The sequence below is a fragment of the Agrobacterium sp. lyk4-40-TYG-31 genome (assembly GCF_030209855.1).
GTDB classification, from domain to species: Bacteria; Pseudomonadota; Alphaproteobacteria; order Rhizobiales; family Rhizobiaceae; genus Agrobacterium; species Agrobacterium vaccinii.
The window spans coordinates 169,205-184,766 of sequence record NZ_JARVRE010000006.1 but is presented as its reverse complement, the minus strand read 5'-3'; the positions used below and the strand labels follow the sequence as shown (position 1 = coordinate 184,766).

At 58.9% G+C, this 15,562-nt stretch carries 7 protein-coding genes; 3 read left to right on the top strand and 4 right to left on the bottom strand.

The features are described 5' to 3' along the window. Positions 1–411 carry an RNA-binding S4 domain-containing protein gene (locus QRN55_RS14895; protein ID WP_284777291.1) on the top strand — a complete coding sequence of 137 codons (411 nt, stop codon included), beginning with the start codon at positions 1–3 and terminating at the stop codon, positions 409–411. 258 nt (positions 412–669) lie between these two features. Continuing rightward, complete coding sequence (gene fdxA / locus QRN55_RS14890) at positions 670–1,008, top strand: ferredoxin FdxA (RefSeq protein WP_067646240.1); 339 nt, start codon at positions 670–672, stop codon at positions 1,006–1,008. A gap of 225 nt (positions 1,009–1,233) precedes the next feature. Here the strand turns inward: fdxA and holA are convergent, their stop codons facing one another. From holA to leuS, 3 genes are read right to left on the bottom strand one after another with little or no spacing between them, the layout of a single operon-like run. Next, a complete protein-coding gene (gene holA / locus QRN55_RS14885) occupies positions 1,234–2,271 on the bottom strand; it encodes a DNA polymerase III subunit delta (RefSeq protein WP_284777290.1) in 1,038 nt (345 codons plus the stop codon). Positions 2,272–2,278: 7 nt separating this feature from the next. After that, positions 2,279–2,824, bottom strand: coding sequence for a hypothetical protein (locus tag QRN55_RS14880; protein WP_162694611.1), 546 nt, complete (start codon positions 2,822–2,824; stop codon positions 2,279–2,281). Further along, positions 2,817–5,447, bottom strand: coding sequence for a leucine--tRNA ligase (gene leuS / locus QRN55_RS14875; RefSeq protein WP_284777289.1), 2,631 nt, complete (start codon positions 5,445–5,447; stop codon positions 2,817–2,819). The genes QRN55_RS14880 and leuS overlap by 8 nt, the downstream gene beginning before the upstream one ends. 194 nt (positions 5,448–5,641) lie before the next feature. On the opposite strand from leuS, the gene QRN55_RS14870 reads away from it, so the two are divergent. Continuing rightward, positions 5,642–6,301, top strand: coding sequence for a YggS family pyridoxal phosphate-dependent enzyme (locus tag QRN55_RS14870; protein WP_284777288.1), 660 nt, complete (start codon positions 5,642–5,644; stop codon positions 6,299–6,301). 308 nt (positions 6,302–6,609) lie between these two features. Here QRN55_RS14870 and QRN55_RS14865 read toward each other — a convergent pair whose 3' ends face one another. Next, positions 6,610–15,102, bottom strand: a complete 8,493-nt coding sequence (locus QRN55_RS14865; protein ID WP_284777287.1) for a glycoside hydrolase family 94 protein — start codon at positions 15,100–15,102, stop codon at positions 6,610–6,612. Positions 15,103–15,562: the final 460 nt, after the last annotated feature.

Here is a 15,562-nt window from a genome sequence, read left to right as displayed (position 1 = left end):
ATGGACGAGAAACAACAGCCACATGACTCAGGCCGACAGCGCCTCGACAAGTGGCTGTTTTTCGCCCGTATGGTCAAATCCCGCTCGCTTGCCCAGAGCTACATCCAGTCCGGCAAGGTGCGCGTCAACGACACACCTGTGCGCCAACCGAGCCAAATGGTGAAAGTTGGCGACAGGCTAGACATCAGTTTCGAGCGCATGGACCGCATTCTTGTGGTCAAAGCTGCCGGTGAGCGTCGCGGCCCCTATGAAGAAGCCAGCCTTCTCTATGATGACAAGACGCCGCCGCGTCCGCCCGGCGAACGCCTGACGCTGCTCGAACAGGCGGTGCGAGAGCCCGGCAGTGGTCGCCCGACGAAAAAGGAGCGCCGTGCGCTCGATCGTTTTATGACAGACACCGACGAAGAATGAGACACCTGCGCGCCCTCTGAAGGAATAGTCCTCGACGTGCCAAGGATGTTTCTGAAGGTCATAGGCAAAACTATTGGATAACCCGTCCAAGCATAGATGGAATAATCGACTAGAAACCGGGTGTTTTTCAGGATCGTTTATCCTTGCTATCTCGGGACAAAGGCATTACCTCACTTGCCAAAGTGCCCCGTCTTAATGCCGGGCAATGGCTTGTGTTCGAGAGCCCAGTGACCCGGCCCGCATATTCTGGAGTCCATCATGACGTATGTCGTGACCGATAATTGCATACGCTGCAAATATACCGACTGTGTTGAAGTCTGCCCCGTCGACTGCTTCTATGAGGGCGAGAATTTTCTGGCGATCAATCCCGATGAGTGCATCGATTGCGGTGTGTGCGAACCGGAATGTCCAGCTGAAGCCATCAAGCCAGACACGGAGCCAGGTCTGGACAAGTGGCTGACACTCAACGCCGAATATGCGGCCATCTGGCCCAACATTACCATCAAGCGCGACCCGATGCCGGAAGCCAAGGAGATGGACGGCGTTTCAGGCAAGCTCGATCTTTACTTCTCGGCGGAGCCCGGAAAGGGCGACTGATTTGTCTGTCAAAGCGTGTTGCGGCCTTTCAGACCTGTCACGCTTTCTAAGGACTTGATCCTGATCCAGCTCGATCAAGTCCTTGTTCGAAAAAGACTTTTCCGCACCGCAGACGCGGTGCTGCTGGATTTCGGCTCAGGGCCGGAATGACGGAAAAGAGAACCCACCAGTTCTCTGACGCCTCCCAGCCCATGCTGCGGAGGCTTTTTCATACCTTGAAAACGGTTACCCAGCGCGCCCTGACTGCAATGTCGTGGACAACAGCGTCAGCAGTGCCACGCTTTCCTCCAGGCTTTGCCGCTGGCGGCTTTGGAGGATGGCGGATTGCAGACGGTTCATTTCGCGCGCAATCGTCGCTGGCTGCCATGTCCGCAGCGCTCTTTCGATAACCGGTTTGCGGCGGAAATGGATGCCGCGGCCCAGTGTCAGCATGACCTGACCGGCCTGCTGCTTCTTGTCGTCCATTTCCGCGCGCATCTGGTCCAGCAATTGAAATTGGCGCAGGCAGCCTTGCAGCACCAAAAAAATGGGCGTCTTGGAGGCGATGATTTTCTGGGTGGCGTGGAAGAAGGCATTGCGATCACCCTTCAGGATCGCGTCCACGGCATCGTCGGCGGAAACGGTGCTGGCATCGCCGATGATGGCCATCACGTCGTCTTCCTCGATGACGTCGTGACCTCGGCAATAGAGCGCGAGCTTGCGGACTTCGTTGCGGGAGGCGATGCGGTCACCGCCGAGGGATTCTGTCAGGCGTTGGCGGGCGGCAGGGGCGATGCGCAGGTTTTCGGTTGCCAGTTCCTGATCGATCAGCGCATTCAGTGCCCGTGCGTCGTCGGCATAACAAGGGATGGCAGCAATGGCGCGGGATGGTTCGGCGATCTTGCGAAGGCCGGTGCCTTTTTTCAAATCGCCCGCCTCAACGATCAGAAAGCTCGCTTCGGGCGGATTGTCGGACAAAACCTGTAGTGCATCCACCAGCGCCTTTTCATTGGCGGCACCCTTGACCCAGACCAGCTTTTCGCTACCGAACAGACCGATGGAGTTGATCTCATCCAGCAGCCGACCGGGATCGCCCTGGAGATCGGCGGCTGTGAGTTTTAAGGATGCGAAGGCATCGTTCGGATCGATGCCGGTCTTCGATGCGATCAGCGTGGCCCTTTCCGAGACGAGGCCACGGTCGGGACCGTAGAGCACGAATACGCGAAAACGCTCCGCCGGTTTTTCGGCGAAGCGTTCGAATTCATGCGACTTGATTTCCGTCATCTCACTCTCAACGGTTGAGCGTGGACGCGATATCCGTCTGGATGATCTCGGCAAGCTCTCGTGCTGCACGGTTTTCACCGTCGCGTATGGCGCGGATTTTCGCGAATTCCTGCTGTGGCAGATCGAGCATGGCAGTTACGGTGCGTCTTGCGGAACGCAGAACCTGACCATCGGAAATACGGGTCAGCACATAGTTACCAGTCATGCTGACACGACCCGGGAAGGGGCCGTCATAGTTGCTTTTCGATACTGAAAGGCTGGTGTCGTCGGTCACTTCCGTGGACGTCGCGCTGGATTTGACGACGATCTTGACCTCGTATTCCTTGGTCGTCGGTGCGCCTGCGCCGCCGTAAGCCAGGAAGATCAGGTGGTTGCGGACCTCTTGCGTGACGCGGTCGCCAGCGGAATCGAAGTTGACCGTCAGCAATTTCTGACGCGTACCGGAAGCCTCGCTATAGAGCGGACGAACCTGGCAGCCTGCCAGCAAACCGGCAAACAGGACAACGGAAATTGCGGCTGCTATGCGGCCCCATTTGGAATAGGCATCAGACAACAATGTTCACAATCCTTTGTGGAACCACAATGATTTTCTTCGGCGCGGCACCACCAAGTGCCGCCTTGACGGCGTCCAGTTCCAGCACGGCCGCGCGGACGGCATCTTGATCCGCATCGCGCGCGATTGTCAATTCGCCGCGTTTCTTGCCGTTGATCTGGATGGGCATCACCACATCGTTTTCTTCGATGAGGGCAGGGACGAAACGAGGCCATGCGCTTTGGGCGACAAGACCGTCATTGCCCAGCGCCGTCCAGCATTCCTCGGCCAAATGCGGCGTCATCGGCGCAATCAGGCGCACCAGAATTTCCGCCGCATCACGGGCAGCCGCCTTCACATCGTCTGACTTGCCGCCATTGGCCACCTCGGCAAAAGGTCCGGCCAGCGTGTTGACGAGTTCGTAGATGCGGGCAATAGCCTTGTTGAAGGCAAGCTTGTCCAGATCGTCCTGAACGGCCTTCAGCGTCTTATGGGCTGCCTTGGAGACGACAAGGCCATCGCCCTCGCTTGCAGGCGCAGGCGTGACCGACTTCAGCTCTTCGGCAGCTTCACCTATGATGCGCCAGACGCGCTGCACGAAGCGATGCGCGCCTTCCACACCGGCTTCCGACCAGATGACGTCGCGGTCCGGTGGGCTATCCGAGAGCACGAAGAAACGGGCGGTATCGGCACCATAGGACGCGATGATATCGTCCGGGTCGACCACGTTCTTCTTCGACTTCGACATCTTTTCGATGGAGCCGATCTGAACTTCTTCGCCGTCCGACAGCAGGAAGGCACGGCGTTTGCCATCGACTTCCTCGATGCGGATATCGGCGGGAACGACCCATTGGCCGTTCTGGCCTTCGCCGAGACGGTAGGTTTCGTGCACGACCATGCCCTGCGTGAACAGGCCCTTGAAGGGCTCCTTCACGTCCACATGGCCGGTGGCCTTCATCGCGCGGGTGAAGAAGCGCGAGTAAAGCAGATGCAGGATCGCGTGCTCGATACCGCCGATATACTGGTCCACGGGCAGCCAGCGATTGGCGACCTTTGGGTCCGTCGGCTGTTCTTCCCACGGCGCTGTGAAGCGGGTGAAGTACCAGCTCGAATCGACGAAGGTGTCCATCGTATCGGTTTCACGACGCGCCGCGTGGCCGCATTGCGGGCAAGACACGTGACGCCATGTGGGGTGACGGTCGAGCGGGTTGCCGGGCACGTCGAAGGTTACATCGTCAGGCAGCTTGACCGGCAGGTCCTTCTTCGGAACAGGCACGACGCCGCAGACTTCGCAATGGATGACCGGGATCGGGCAACCCCAATAACGCTGGCGGGAAATACCCCAGTCGCGCAGGCGGAAGTTCACCTTGCGCTCGGCCTGTGGCTCGCTGCCCAGCGTTTGGGCCGAAAGTTTCGACACGACAGCCTCGAATGCATCCGTCGTCGTCATGCCGTTGAGGAATTGCGAGTTGATCATCACGCCGTCATCGACAAAGGCGGTGTCGCCAATGGAGAAAGTCTCGGCGTTCTCGCCTTCCGGCATGACGACGGCGACGACTGGCAGATCGTATTTGCGAGCGAAATCCAGATCGCGCTGGTCGCCGGATGGGCAACCGAAAATGGCGCCTGTTCCGTAATCCATCAGCACGAAATTGGCGATGTAGACGGGCAGTTCCCAGGATGGGTCGAGCGGATGCTTGACCTTCACGCCGGTGTCGAAGCCGCGCTTTTCTGCCGTTTCCAACGCAGCTAGCGAGGTGCCCTGACGACGGCATTCTTCGCAGAACTCGGCGATCTCGGAGTTGGATTCAGACAGCTTGCGGGCCAGCGGGTGATCGGCAGCAATGGCCAGGAAAGATGCGCCGAACAGCGTGTCGGGACGGGTCGTGTAGACGGTCACGTCATCGAAACCCGCAGGAGCCGTCGAAGCCACAGTCTGCCAGCGCAGCGACAGGCCTTCCGACTTGCCGATCCAGTTTTTCTGCATCAGGCGGACTTTTTCCGGCCACTGATCCAGAACATCCAACTCGTCCAGCAAATCCTGGCTGAAATCGGTGATGCGGAAGAACCATTGCGTCAATTCGCGTTGTTCGACCAAGGCACCGGAGCGCCAGCCGCGTCCGTCGATGACCTGTTCGTTGGCCAGAACCGTATGATCGACGGGGTCCCAATTGACCTTGGACTGCTTGCGGTAAACCAGACCCTTTTCCATGAAGTCGATGAACAAGGCCTGCTGCTTGCTGTAATATTCCACGTCGCAGGTGGCAAATTCACGGGTCCAGTCCAGAGACAGGCCCATGGATTTGAGCTGGCCGCGCATGGTGGCGATGTTCTGATAGGTCCAGTCCTTGGGGTGGACGTTGTTCTGCATGGCGGCATTTTCCGCAGGCATGCCGAAGGCGTCCCAACCCATGGGGTGCAGCACGTTGTAGCCGCGTGCACGCTTGTAGCGCGCAACGACGTCACCCATGGCGTAATTGCGCACATGGCCCATATGGATGCGGCCAGAGGGGTATGGAAACATCTCGAGAACGTAATATTTCTCGCGGGCATCGCTGTTGTCGGTCACGAAGACATTGTCTTCGTTCCATTTTTGCTGCCAGCGCGGCTCGGCGTCGCGAGGATTATAACGTTCGATGGCCATACTTCTGAAATCCGGGTATCAAGGGGAAAATTCGCGCTGACCTTCACCACGAAACGGCCTATGCGTCAAGTTTGGCAGGGCTTGCGATGGACGCAATCTTGGTCGACAGCGTCCAAATGGTGACAATGGTGCTTGGCATCAAGGCAGGCGGCGGCTACTGAAACCCTTATCCCTTGATAAAGTGAAGGTTTGACATGGAAATCGAAGCGCGTCTTGAAGATGTCACGCAGCGGATTGCAGCGGTTGCGGAAAAAGCCGGTCGTAAACCAGGCACCGTCAATCTCGTTGCCGTCTCGAAAACCTTCGATGGCGACACGATCCAGCCGGTGATTGATTGCGGCCAACGCATTTTCGGTGAAAACCGGGTGCAGGAAGCGCAGGGCAAGTGGCCAGCGCTGAAGGAAAAGACCGATGGTATCGAACTGCATCTGATCGGCCCGCTGCAATCCAACAAGGCTGCGGATGCGGTTGAGCTGTTTGATGTCATCGAAACGGTCGATCGTGAAAAGATTGCCCGTGCCCTTGCCGATGAATGCACCAAACAGGGCCGGGCGCTGCGCTTTTACGTGCAGGTCAATACGGGCATGGAGCCGCAAAAGGCGGGCATCGATCCACGCGAGACGTTGGCTTTCGTCGCCATGTGCCGCGACGAATTGAAGCTGAACATTGAAGGTCTGATGTGCATCCCGCCCGCAGAGGAGTATCCCGGCCCGCACTTTGCGCTGTTGGCAAAGCTGGTCAAGGAATGCGGTCTGGAAAAACTGTCGATGGGCATGTCGGGTGATTTCGAGACGGCGATTGAATTCGGCGCGACCAGCGTGCGGGTGGGGTCGGCGATCTTCGGCACGCGCTGATCGCTTTTCGATTCAAGGCACAACAAGCAACCTTCATCCATCATCCTGAGCTTATCAAAGGAGAGGTGCCCCGCAGGAGCCTCGAAGGGCGAGGGTTGCGGGCTTGGGACAGAGTGCGCAGCGGATGCTTCGAGGGTCGCTTCGCTCCCACCTCAGCATGAGGGCGGAATGTGTGGCTTCACGTCACGAGCCACCGTTACTGCAGCTGCATGTTGCGTCCGGACGCATGTTACCAAACAGAAAAGCCACGGCATCTTTCGGTGCCGTGGCTTTTTGTTGCTTGGTCGGGGCCTAAGCCCCTTTTGATATCAATCGAAGGCGATGGCCTTGTCGGTTCCGGTGACCGGCTTGCCGTCGATCGAAACCTCGACATCCGCGGAACCTTCATTGCGCTTCACGGCGACCTCGCGGACTTTACCCTCCAACGTGATCTTGGCCGAGAAGCCGTCCCAGGCCTGCGGCAGCGATGGGGCGATGTGCAGCTTGCCATCGACGCGGGTGATGCCGAGAATGCCTTCGACGGCGGCGCGGTAGAGCCAGCCGGCAGAACCGGTGTACCAGCTCCAGCCACCGCGGCCGGAATAGGCGCCTGCGCCATAGACATCCGCCGTCACCACATAGGGTTCGACACGGTAGGTCTCAGACGACGGACGGTCGAGCGCGTGATTGACCGGATTGAGCATCGAGAAGCACTTCCATGCATCCTCGTTGCGACCCATTTTCGCCAGCGCCAGAACCACCCAGGTTGCGGCATGGGTGTATTGGCCGCCGTTTTCACGCACGCCCGGCGGATAGGCCTTGATATAGCCTGGGTCCTGTGGCGAGCGAGAGAAGGGAGGTGTGAAGAGGCGGATGATGCCCGTCTCCTCATCGACGAGTTCCTTCATCACGGCATCCATGGCCTGGCCCGAGCGCTGCTCTTCGCCTTCGCCTGAAAGCACGCTCCAACTCTGGCCGAGAGAATCGATTCGGCATTCTTCGCTTGTGACGGAGCCGAGTGGGGTGCCATCATCGAAATAGCCACGACGGTAATAGTCACCGTCCCAGCCAGCCGTTTCCAGGGCAGCGCGCAGCTTGTCGCGATGTGTCTTCCACTTTTCGACGCGGTCGAGATCACGACGTTCCTGTGCGATTTCAATGAAATCACGCAGGGTGCCTGCGAGGAACCAGCCGAGCCAGACGCTGGTGCCCTTACCGGCGACGCCTACGCGGTTCATGCCATCGTTCCAGTCGCCACCCAGAATGAGAGGCAGACCGTTTTCGCCCGTGCGGTGAATGGCGAGATCAAGCGCCAGTGCCGCATGTTCATAAAGGCTGACGGACGTTTCGCTGGTTTCCGGCTGGAAGAACGCGTCGTGCTGGCCGGGTGTCAGCGAGGGGCCCTTGAGGAACGGGATGGACTGATCAAGGATTGCCTTGTCGCCCGTGGCAGCGATGTACTGATGGGTGGCGTGAGCAAGCCAGACGACGTCATCTGAAATCGTCGTGCGTACACCAGCGCCCGTTAGTGGCAACCACCAATGCTGAACATCGCCTTCGGCGAACTGCCGTCCGGCCGCACGTAGGATCTGCTCGCGAGCAAGCTCCGGCTGGTAGAGCAGGAAGGCCAGCGTATCCTGCAACTGGTCGCGGAAACCGAACGCGCCGCTCGACTGGTAGAACGCCGTGCGAGCGAGGATACGGCAGGCCAATGCCTGATAGGGCAGCCAGCTGTTGACCATGTGGTTGAAGCCTGCGTCCGGGGTAGACACCTGCAACTGGCTGGTAAAGCCGTTCCAGAAAGTCTTGTTCTCGGTCAGCACCGCATCGAAATCTGCGGTGCGGATGTCCTTTACCAGCGCACGGGCGTCTTCGACCGTGTCTGTATCGCCCATGTAGAACAGAATACGACGTTCTTCGCCGGGCTTGAGGTGGATTTCCTGCATCACGGCGGCGCAAGGAGCACCATCCAGTTCGACGCTGCCGGATAGGGCCGCACCCGAGACGATGGCCTGCGGCGCCTGGATGGAGCCATAGCGACCGATGAACTCACGCTTGCTGGTGGTAAAGCTGGCAGCCGGTTCGTCCAGTGCAAGGAAGGCCGTGCGTGCATTGTAATCGATGCTGTAGGGATTGGAGGCGAACAGCGCTCCCGTTGCCTCGTCATGGGCGCTGAGAATGAACGGCGCCGATTTCTGGGTGTTGTTGCCCAGCACCCATTCGACATAGCCGTAGGTTTTCAGGCGGCGGTTTTCCGTACCGACGTTGCGAATGGTCAGACGCGACAGCTTGACGGGTCGTTCACGATCGACGGTTTGGGTAACCTCGATATCGAGACCCTCATCGACGCTACGGAACACAGAGTAGCCGAGGCCATGACGGGCTTCGAACACCGCTTCTGGATTGCGCGACAACGCGGCAAACGGCGAGTGGATCTTGCCGCTTTCGACATCGGCGACGTAGATCGCTTCACCGGGTCGGTTCGTGACCGGATCGTTGCTCCACGGTGTCAGTTGATAGTCGCGCGAATTGCGGCTCCAGGTAAAACCAGCGCCCTCGGCGGAGATGTGGAAGCCGAATTTCTCGTTGGAGATGACGTTGATCCATGGCTGCGGCGTAGACTGACCGCCGTGCAAGCGCACGACATATTCGTCGCCGGTCTTGGTGAAACCGCCAAAACCGTTCCAGAAATCGAGATCGTTGGCATCTTCCACCGGTTCACCCTGCGGGAAAGCCGGAGCGGGCAGGCGAGCTTGAGCCGATTCACTGCCTTCCGGCCCGCGATGGGCGGCAAACAGCGAGACGGCACGGTTGACCTGATCCACGATCTTGCCGTTGCGCACGTGCAGAACGACACGGGACGCAGCCAGCAAAGCGGACCATGTTTCCTCATCCATCAAATCGCGACGAACGGAGAAGACATGTGGTCTGCCGCCATCTGCCGGATTGATACGGCGCTGCGCTTCGGAAATGAAGTCGAGAGCGTGCTGCATGTCCTGAGCGTATGAGGCCGCGCGTTCATTGACGATCACGAGATCGAAGATGACGCCGCGGGCGCGCAGATATTCATGCGCACTCAAGGCTTCCTTGGCGATATCCATATCCATGTCGTCGTTGATACGCAGGCTGAAGATCGGGAAGTCGCCCGAAATCGCCAGCGGCCACAGCGACCGCTGCGAACCAAGACCGGTTTTCAGCGTATCGGCATCCGCACGCAGATGCATGTCGGGATAGACGAGATAGCGCGCCAGATGCTGGAAGGCCGCTGCCTGCTGCGAGGTTACGCCCACATGGCGCATCTGCACCTGTGTTCGCGTCCAGGCGTGGACGAGTTCATGGGCAAAGGCATCCGGGTGGCGGTAGCGATCGATCGCCTTGTCCACATCCTCACGGCTCGGCGCTGCAATGGTCCAGAAGATCACGCTGACTTTCTTGCCTGCGGGAACGCGCACAACGCGTCGCAGGGACAGGATAGGATCGAGCGTGAAGCCGTCCGTGCCTGATAGCGTTGCGCCAGCATCGAAGGCTGCGGCTTCGCTGAGTGCACGACCGCGACCGATGAACTTTGCACGATCCGTTTCAAACTCAGTCGGACGCGCGGGACCTGCATTATCTGCTGCCAGATGGGCGATGACCGTTGACGGCTCACTTGGGCTGCGCTTGTTGCGCCAGGCGCGGATGACATCGCCGCGCTTGCCGATTTCCGTCTGCACGAACATGCGCGAGAATAGAGGATGGGCGCTGTCATCGTCATCATTGGCGATGACGGGCTCCATATAGGAGGTCACTTCGATGTAGCGATCTTCCGAGCCGACATTGAGTAGCGTGATGCGGCGGCCTTCTGCATCGTGCTCGGTCGCAACGATGCATTCGACCACGCTTTGCAGATCGCCCACGGTTTTGTGGAATTCTGCCTTGTCGTCGGTGAAGACGGTCTTGGTCTTTTCGCCCACAGCAACGCGCGGCTCAGCGGTCGCACTCCACCAGTCGCCGGACACGGTATCGCGCAGGAACAGGAACGTACCCCAGCGATCTTCGGTCGGATCGGCCTTCCAGCGCGAAATCGCCAGACCGTTCCACTTGGAATAGCCCGCACCCGTGGAGGTGAGCATGGTGGAATAGTGGCCGTTGGAGAGGAACACGACTTCGCGGTCGCGCACGGCAGGATCTGCAATGCTGCGCACTTCGGCCCGCAGAAGGTCGGCCTGTTCCTTGCCGGGAGTTTCCGGTTCGTATTTGGAGCTTACGACGGGTACTTCGCGCGGAGCCTTTTCCTGAAGCAGCAGTTCGGCGGCTTCGATCACAGGGTCGGCATGGAAGAGTTCACGCAAAATGCCGTCCATGACCACGTTGGCGACAGCCGCAATCGACATGCCATGGTGGTGGGCATAATAGTTGTAGACGACGGCGCAGACCTTGCCATCCGGCACGCGGGTCGGCGTGAAGTCCACGGCATCATGGAAACCGAATTGACCGAGCGCGCCGAGCTTGCGCAGCTTGTCGAGATTTTCCAGTGCCCCTTCGGGGTCATATTGCGATGCAAGGATCGAGGCATAAGGTGCGATGACTGCGTTCTGGCCAAGGCCGCGCTTCAGACCCAGCGTCGGCACACCGAAGTTGGTGTACTGGTAGTTCATATTATGGTCGCGGGCGTTGAATGCCGCTTCCGAAATGCCCCATGGTGTGCCCAGACGGCGGCCATGGCTGATCTGTTCCTTGACGATCAGATTGTTCGTCTGGTTCAGGATACCGCCGTGACGCTCCTGCATGACGAGCGGTGGCATCAGATATTCGAACATGGAGCCGGACCAGGAGACCAGCGCGCCCTGCGCACCGATCGGAACGACCTGACGGCCCAGACGATACCAGTGCTCTGTCGGCAGATCGCCCTTGGCGATGGCAAACAGGCTGGTCAGGCGGCACTCGGACGCCAGAAGGTCGTAGCAGGCTTCGTCCAGTTCCTGGCTGTCCACGCGGTAGCCGATGGAGAGCAGACGGCGGTCCTTGCGGTAAAGGAACCCAAAATCCATCGAGAAGGCGAGATTACGGCTGCGATCGCGAAGCGAGTTGAGCCGGTCACGCAATGGATCGATGGTGGAGAGGTCGAAGGCGCTGTCGGAGATATGCGCTTCACAGCAATCGACCAGCGATTGCGCCCAGCGGGTAACTTCGGCGCTCTGTTCCGACTTGACCTCTAGGTTGAGGTTGGAGGCCAGCTTCTGGATGTCACGGGCCAGCACGGCCAGATTGATGACGCGGATCGAGGCAAACTCGTGCTCGCGCTTGACAGAGGCAAGAGCGTTGGAGAAGCCGATAATGCGCTCTTCCAAACGGCGATGCAGGGGACGCAGGTTCTTGCGGTCGTCCGGCAGTTCCTTCAACGTCTCACGCAGAATACCGGCAACGTCGCCGATACCATCGAGATTGCCCTGAAGGTGGGCGGACGGTGCTTCGGCCCATTGGCGGCACGCCGACGAAATCGCGATCAGGTGACCGGCAAGGTTGCCGCTGTCGACCGCAGAGACGTAGCGAGGTCCAAGTGTCTGGAGCGTATCCGTGTGGTACCAGTTATAGAGGTGGCCGCGATGCTTCTCCATCTTCTCGACCGTCTCGATGGTCTTTTCCATCCGCTCGACGGTTTCCGAGAAGCTGATCCAGCCGAACTGGCGCGCGGAGATGACCGACAGCAGGTAGACGCCGATATTGGTTGGGGAGGTGCGGCTGGCAACGACGGGTTCAGGTGTTTCCTGGTAGTTGTCAGGTGGCAGGTAGTTTTCACCCGATGTCACGAAGGCTTCATAGTAGCGCCATGTGCGCCGCGCGATCTTGCGCAACTCGCCGGAGACGTGTTCGGACACAAACAGGCGATCTTCGGTTTCGGCGGACTGGCTGACATACCATGCGACGGCAGGGGAGAAGACCCACAGCAATGCGAAAGGAAGGCCGACCAGAAAGGCGTTGTCGCCGGGCAGCGAGGCAAACATCAGGCCCAGAAGTGCAACCACGGGGGCATGCCACATCTGACGGTAATAATCGAAGATAGTGCCCTGCGCGCTCGATTGAATGGAGGCGGCGGTGCGCCATTCCAGCATCAGCTTGCCGCTGACGAACAGGCGGTAGAGAGAGCGGCCAATGGCATCCGCCATCATGCAGGCGCTGTCGGCAATAAAGACGATGCGGAGTGCGACCTGCGCGTTGGTGGCGCGGACTTCCGACCACAGCGTGTGAAAATGCGCCTGCGGCACGATATCGGTGGAGCGTGGAACGAGACCAGACAGGAGCGACAGGGTCGGTGCGACGAACAGCGAGAAGATCAGCAGGATCTGCCAGATCAGCGCGCCGAGCGGGCCCATGAAGTACCAGCCGAGAACGGAGGCGACGAACCAGGCAAGCGGTGTCAGCGAACGACGCAGATTGTCGATCATCTTCCAGCGGCCAATGGCGGTCACGCCGCGCTTCATATCCATGATGTAAGGCAGAAGTTGCCAGTCGCCACGCGCCCAGCGGTGCTGACGCGAGACTTCGACTTCGTAGCGGGTCGGGAAGTCCTCGACGAGCTCGACGTCCGTCACCAGCGCGCAACGCGCAAACGAGCCTTCAAGAAGGTCGTGGGACAGAACCGCGTTCTCATCGATCCGGCCCTTCAGGGCGGTTTCAAAGGCATCGACGTCATAGAGGCCCTTGCCGGTGAAGGTGCCTTCGGAGGTCAGATCCTGATAAACGTCAGAAACAGTAAAGACGTAGGGGTCGATACCACGGTTGATGGAGAAGACACGCTGGAAGACGGACGCGTCCTTGCCCGTGGTGAGTGATGGCGTCACGCGTGGCTGAAGCAGGCCGTAACCATGGATCACGCGGCCTGTCTCGGGATCGTGGACCGGGCGGTTGATCGGGTGGTGCATCTTGCCGACGAGCTTGGTGACGGCATCGCGCATCAGGCGCGTATCGGCATCCAGCGTCATGACGTATTTGACGTTCTCGGGCACCATGTTGGCACCGTTGAGGAATGTCGTGTCCTTGTCGCCACGCAGCAGCATGTTGAGTTCATGCAGCTTGCCGCGCTTGCGCTCCCAACCCATCCAGCAATCTTCTGCGGGGTTGTAGAGGCGACGGCGGTGAAGCAGGAAGAACCGCGTCTTGCCATCGAACGCATAGCGTGCACTGAGGGCCGCGACTTCACGCTTGGCGTATTCAAGGATTTCGACGTCCTCAGCCGATTGCTCATACGGCGCATCGCGCCAGTCGCTGATCAGCGCGAAGGAGATTTCTCCATGCGGATTGGCGAGGTAGTGAACCTCGATATTGCGGACCATTTCGTCCACGCTGTCGCGGCTGGTGATCATGCAGGGAACGGCAAGAAGGGTGCGCGCATCCTGCGGAATGCCTTCCTTGAACTCGTATCCGACCAGACGGAACGGCTTGACGAAGAACGTCACGACCGTGTTGAAAAGGCCGGTTGCGCCTTCCGAGGCGGGAAGCGCGAACATCAGCAGAAACGCGGTGACCACATACCATGGCATACCCGCATCTGCGAGGAACCAGCCGACAATGGCCATGGCCAGCGCTGTGAGCGCAATGACGGGCACAGCGACGGACATCCAGTTGAAGCGGCGCATGAAGCGCACGACGCGCTGGGCAAACAATGGATTATAGCCGATCCGCTCTTCCAGCTCCTTGCGGCGCTGACCGATGAGGAAGCTGCCAACATTGGGTGCGTGCGGATATTTTTGATCGGAACTGGAGGTTTCTGCGACCATATCGATCGCGGTCTGCGCCACTTCGATTTCCGTCTTCGGGGAACGGCGGGCCAGCAGCTCGATGGTGTTGCGATAGGTATTGCGCGATCCGAAGTCGAGCGTATCGTAATCGGTCTGCTCGCGCAGAACCTTGTCGATATGGCTGACTTCCTCGAACCAGACGGACCATTCGGTATCGTCGATTTCGCGCAGGCTTCTGACGATATTGCCCATCGTCACATTGCCGGAGGCGAGGCGGTTATGCTCCGCCATCATGATGTTTTCGGCATCCGTGCCAGCGCTGCGAAGGCGCTCTTCCAACCAGTTCAGGGCAAAACCGGAGGTCTGCGAACCGTTTCTGAGGCGATAGAGGAACTGGGTCGAGAAGGTGGGGTCATCCACCAACTGGTCGATCTGCTTCAAGACGGTCGCAGACGCCTCGGCATCGTTGAGGCGGATGATCTCATCGACGACCTCGTTTGCCCGCTGGCGCATGCGGCGCGAGCGCTCGACGCGAATAGAAATCCGGCGCAGATTTTCGATGAGAACGAAGCGAAGGATCGAGGGCAGGGCCCAGAGTTCACCGATCTGGAGCGTCTGCGATGTCTGGTAACCCTCGACCAGCGCCGTCATGCTTTCGCGTGAAATCGTGCTGTGTGTGTGGGCCACATAAAGCCACGCCAGTGCCATCACGCGCGGTATCTCGACATTGCCGATCTTCACGGTCGGCAGCTGGCTATAGAACTTTCGGGGGAAGTCGCGGCGGACCTCCTGAATGGCTTCTTCGATCACATAGTGATTGTCGAGCAGCCATTCCGCAGCGGGCGTGATCGTAGCGCCATTTTCGGCATCGACCGCTGTGGTGCGGTAAACGCGCAGGATTTCCTTTTCGTTTTCACGATGGCGCGCGAAGAAATCGAACTCCATGAAACCCGGCAGGCCATCGGCCCCGGATTTGGACAGTTCGGCTCCGCAATCCCTCAACTCCTCGATGGTGAAGTAGACGGAGCGTATCGAATCATTGTGATCGATCTGCTTTGCTTCTGAATCACGGGCGGCGGCGGTCGGCGTAATATGAAATGACATCGGCTCGTATTCTGCACTCTGTGAGGGTCTGGTTTATGTAACCGGAACTTGTTTCAGATTGCTTTTGGAAATTGAAACAACTTTGGACGCTTTATTTCGTGCTGATCCTGAACCTTTGCTGAACCATCGCGAACCAGCGAGCGATGATTGCATGACGTCTGTTACCAACTATCATGGCATTTTTCTGCATGAGGCAACTTCGTCTCCAAGAAAATCAATCATTTGGGAAGTTGGATGTGGTGTGGCGCGCACTCGCACCGCCGCTTCATGAACCATTTTCGCACACTCCCCAAACGCGAAAACACCCCATGCTGGCTTTGTCCCATCTCGTCATGAAATCCCCCGGATGTCCAGCCTTTCTGAACGGCAATTGGCTGGCCTACGCAAGGAATGACTTCAGGCAATTTCGGTTCCATGCAACCGCTGCCGCTTTCACAAGTGCTGACATCGTCAAAATCGG

Coding starts and splice junctions, on each gene's coding strand:
- QRN55_RS14895 (WP_284777291.1), top strand. CDS start 1: ATGGACGAGAAACAACAGCCACATGACTCAGGCCGACAGCGCCTCGAC.
- fdxA (WP_067646240.1), top strand. CDS start 670: ATGACGTATGTCGTGACCGATAATTGCATACGCTGCAAATATACCGAC.
- holA (WP_284777290.1), bottom strand. CDS start 2,271: ATGACGGAAATCAAGTCGCATGAATTCGAACGCTTCGCCGAAAAACCG.
- leuS (WP_284777289.1), bottom strand. CDS start 5,447: ATGGCCATCGAACGTTATAATCCTCGCGACGCCGAGCCGCGCTGGCAG.
- QRN55_RS14870 (WP_284777288.1), top strand. CDS start 5,642: ATGGAAATCGAAGCGCGTCTTGAAGATGTCACGCAGCGGATTGCAGCG.
- QRN55_RS14865 (WP_284777287.1), bottom strand. CDS start 15,102: ATGTCATTTCATATTACGCCGACCGCCGCCGCCCGTGATTCAGAAGCA.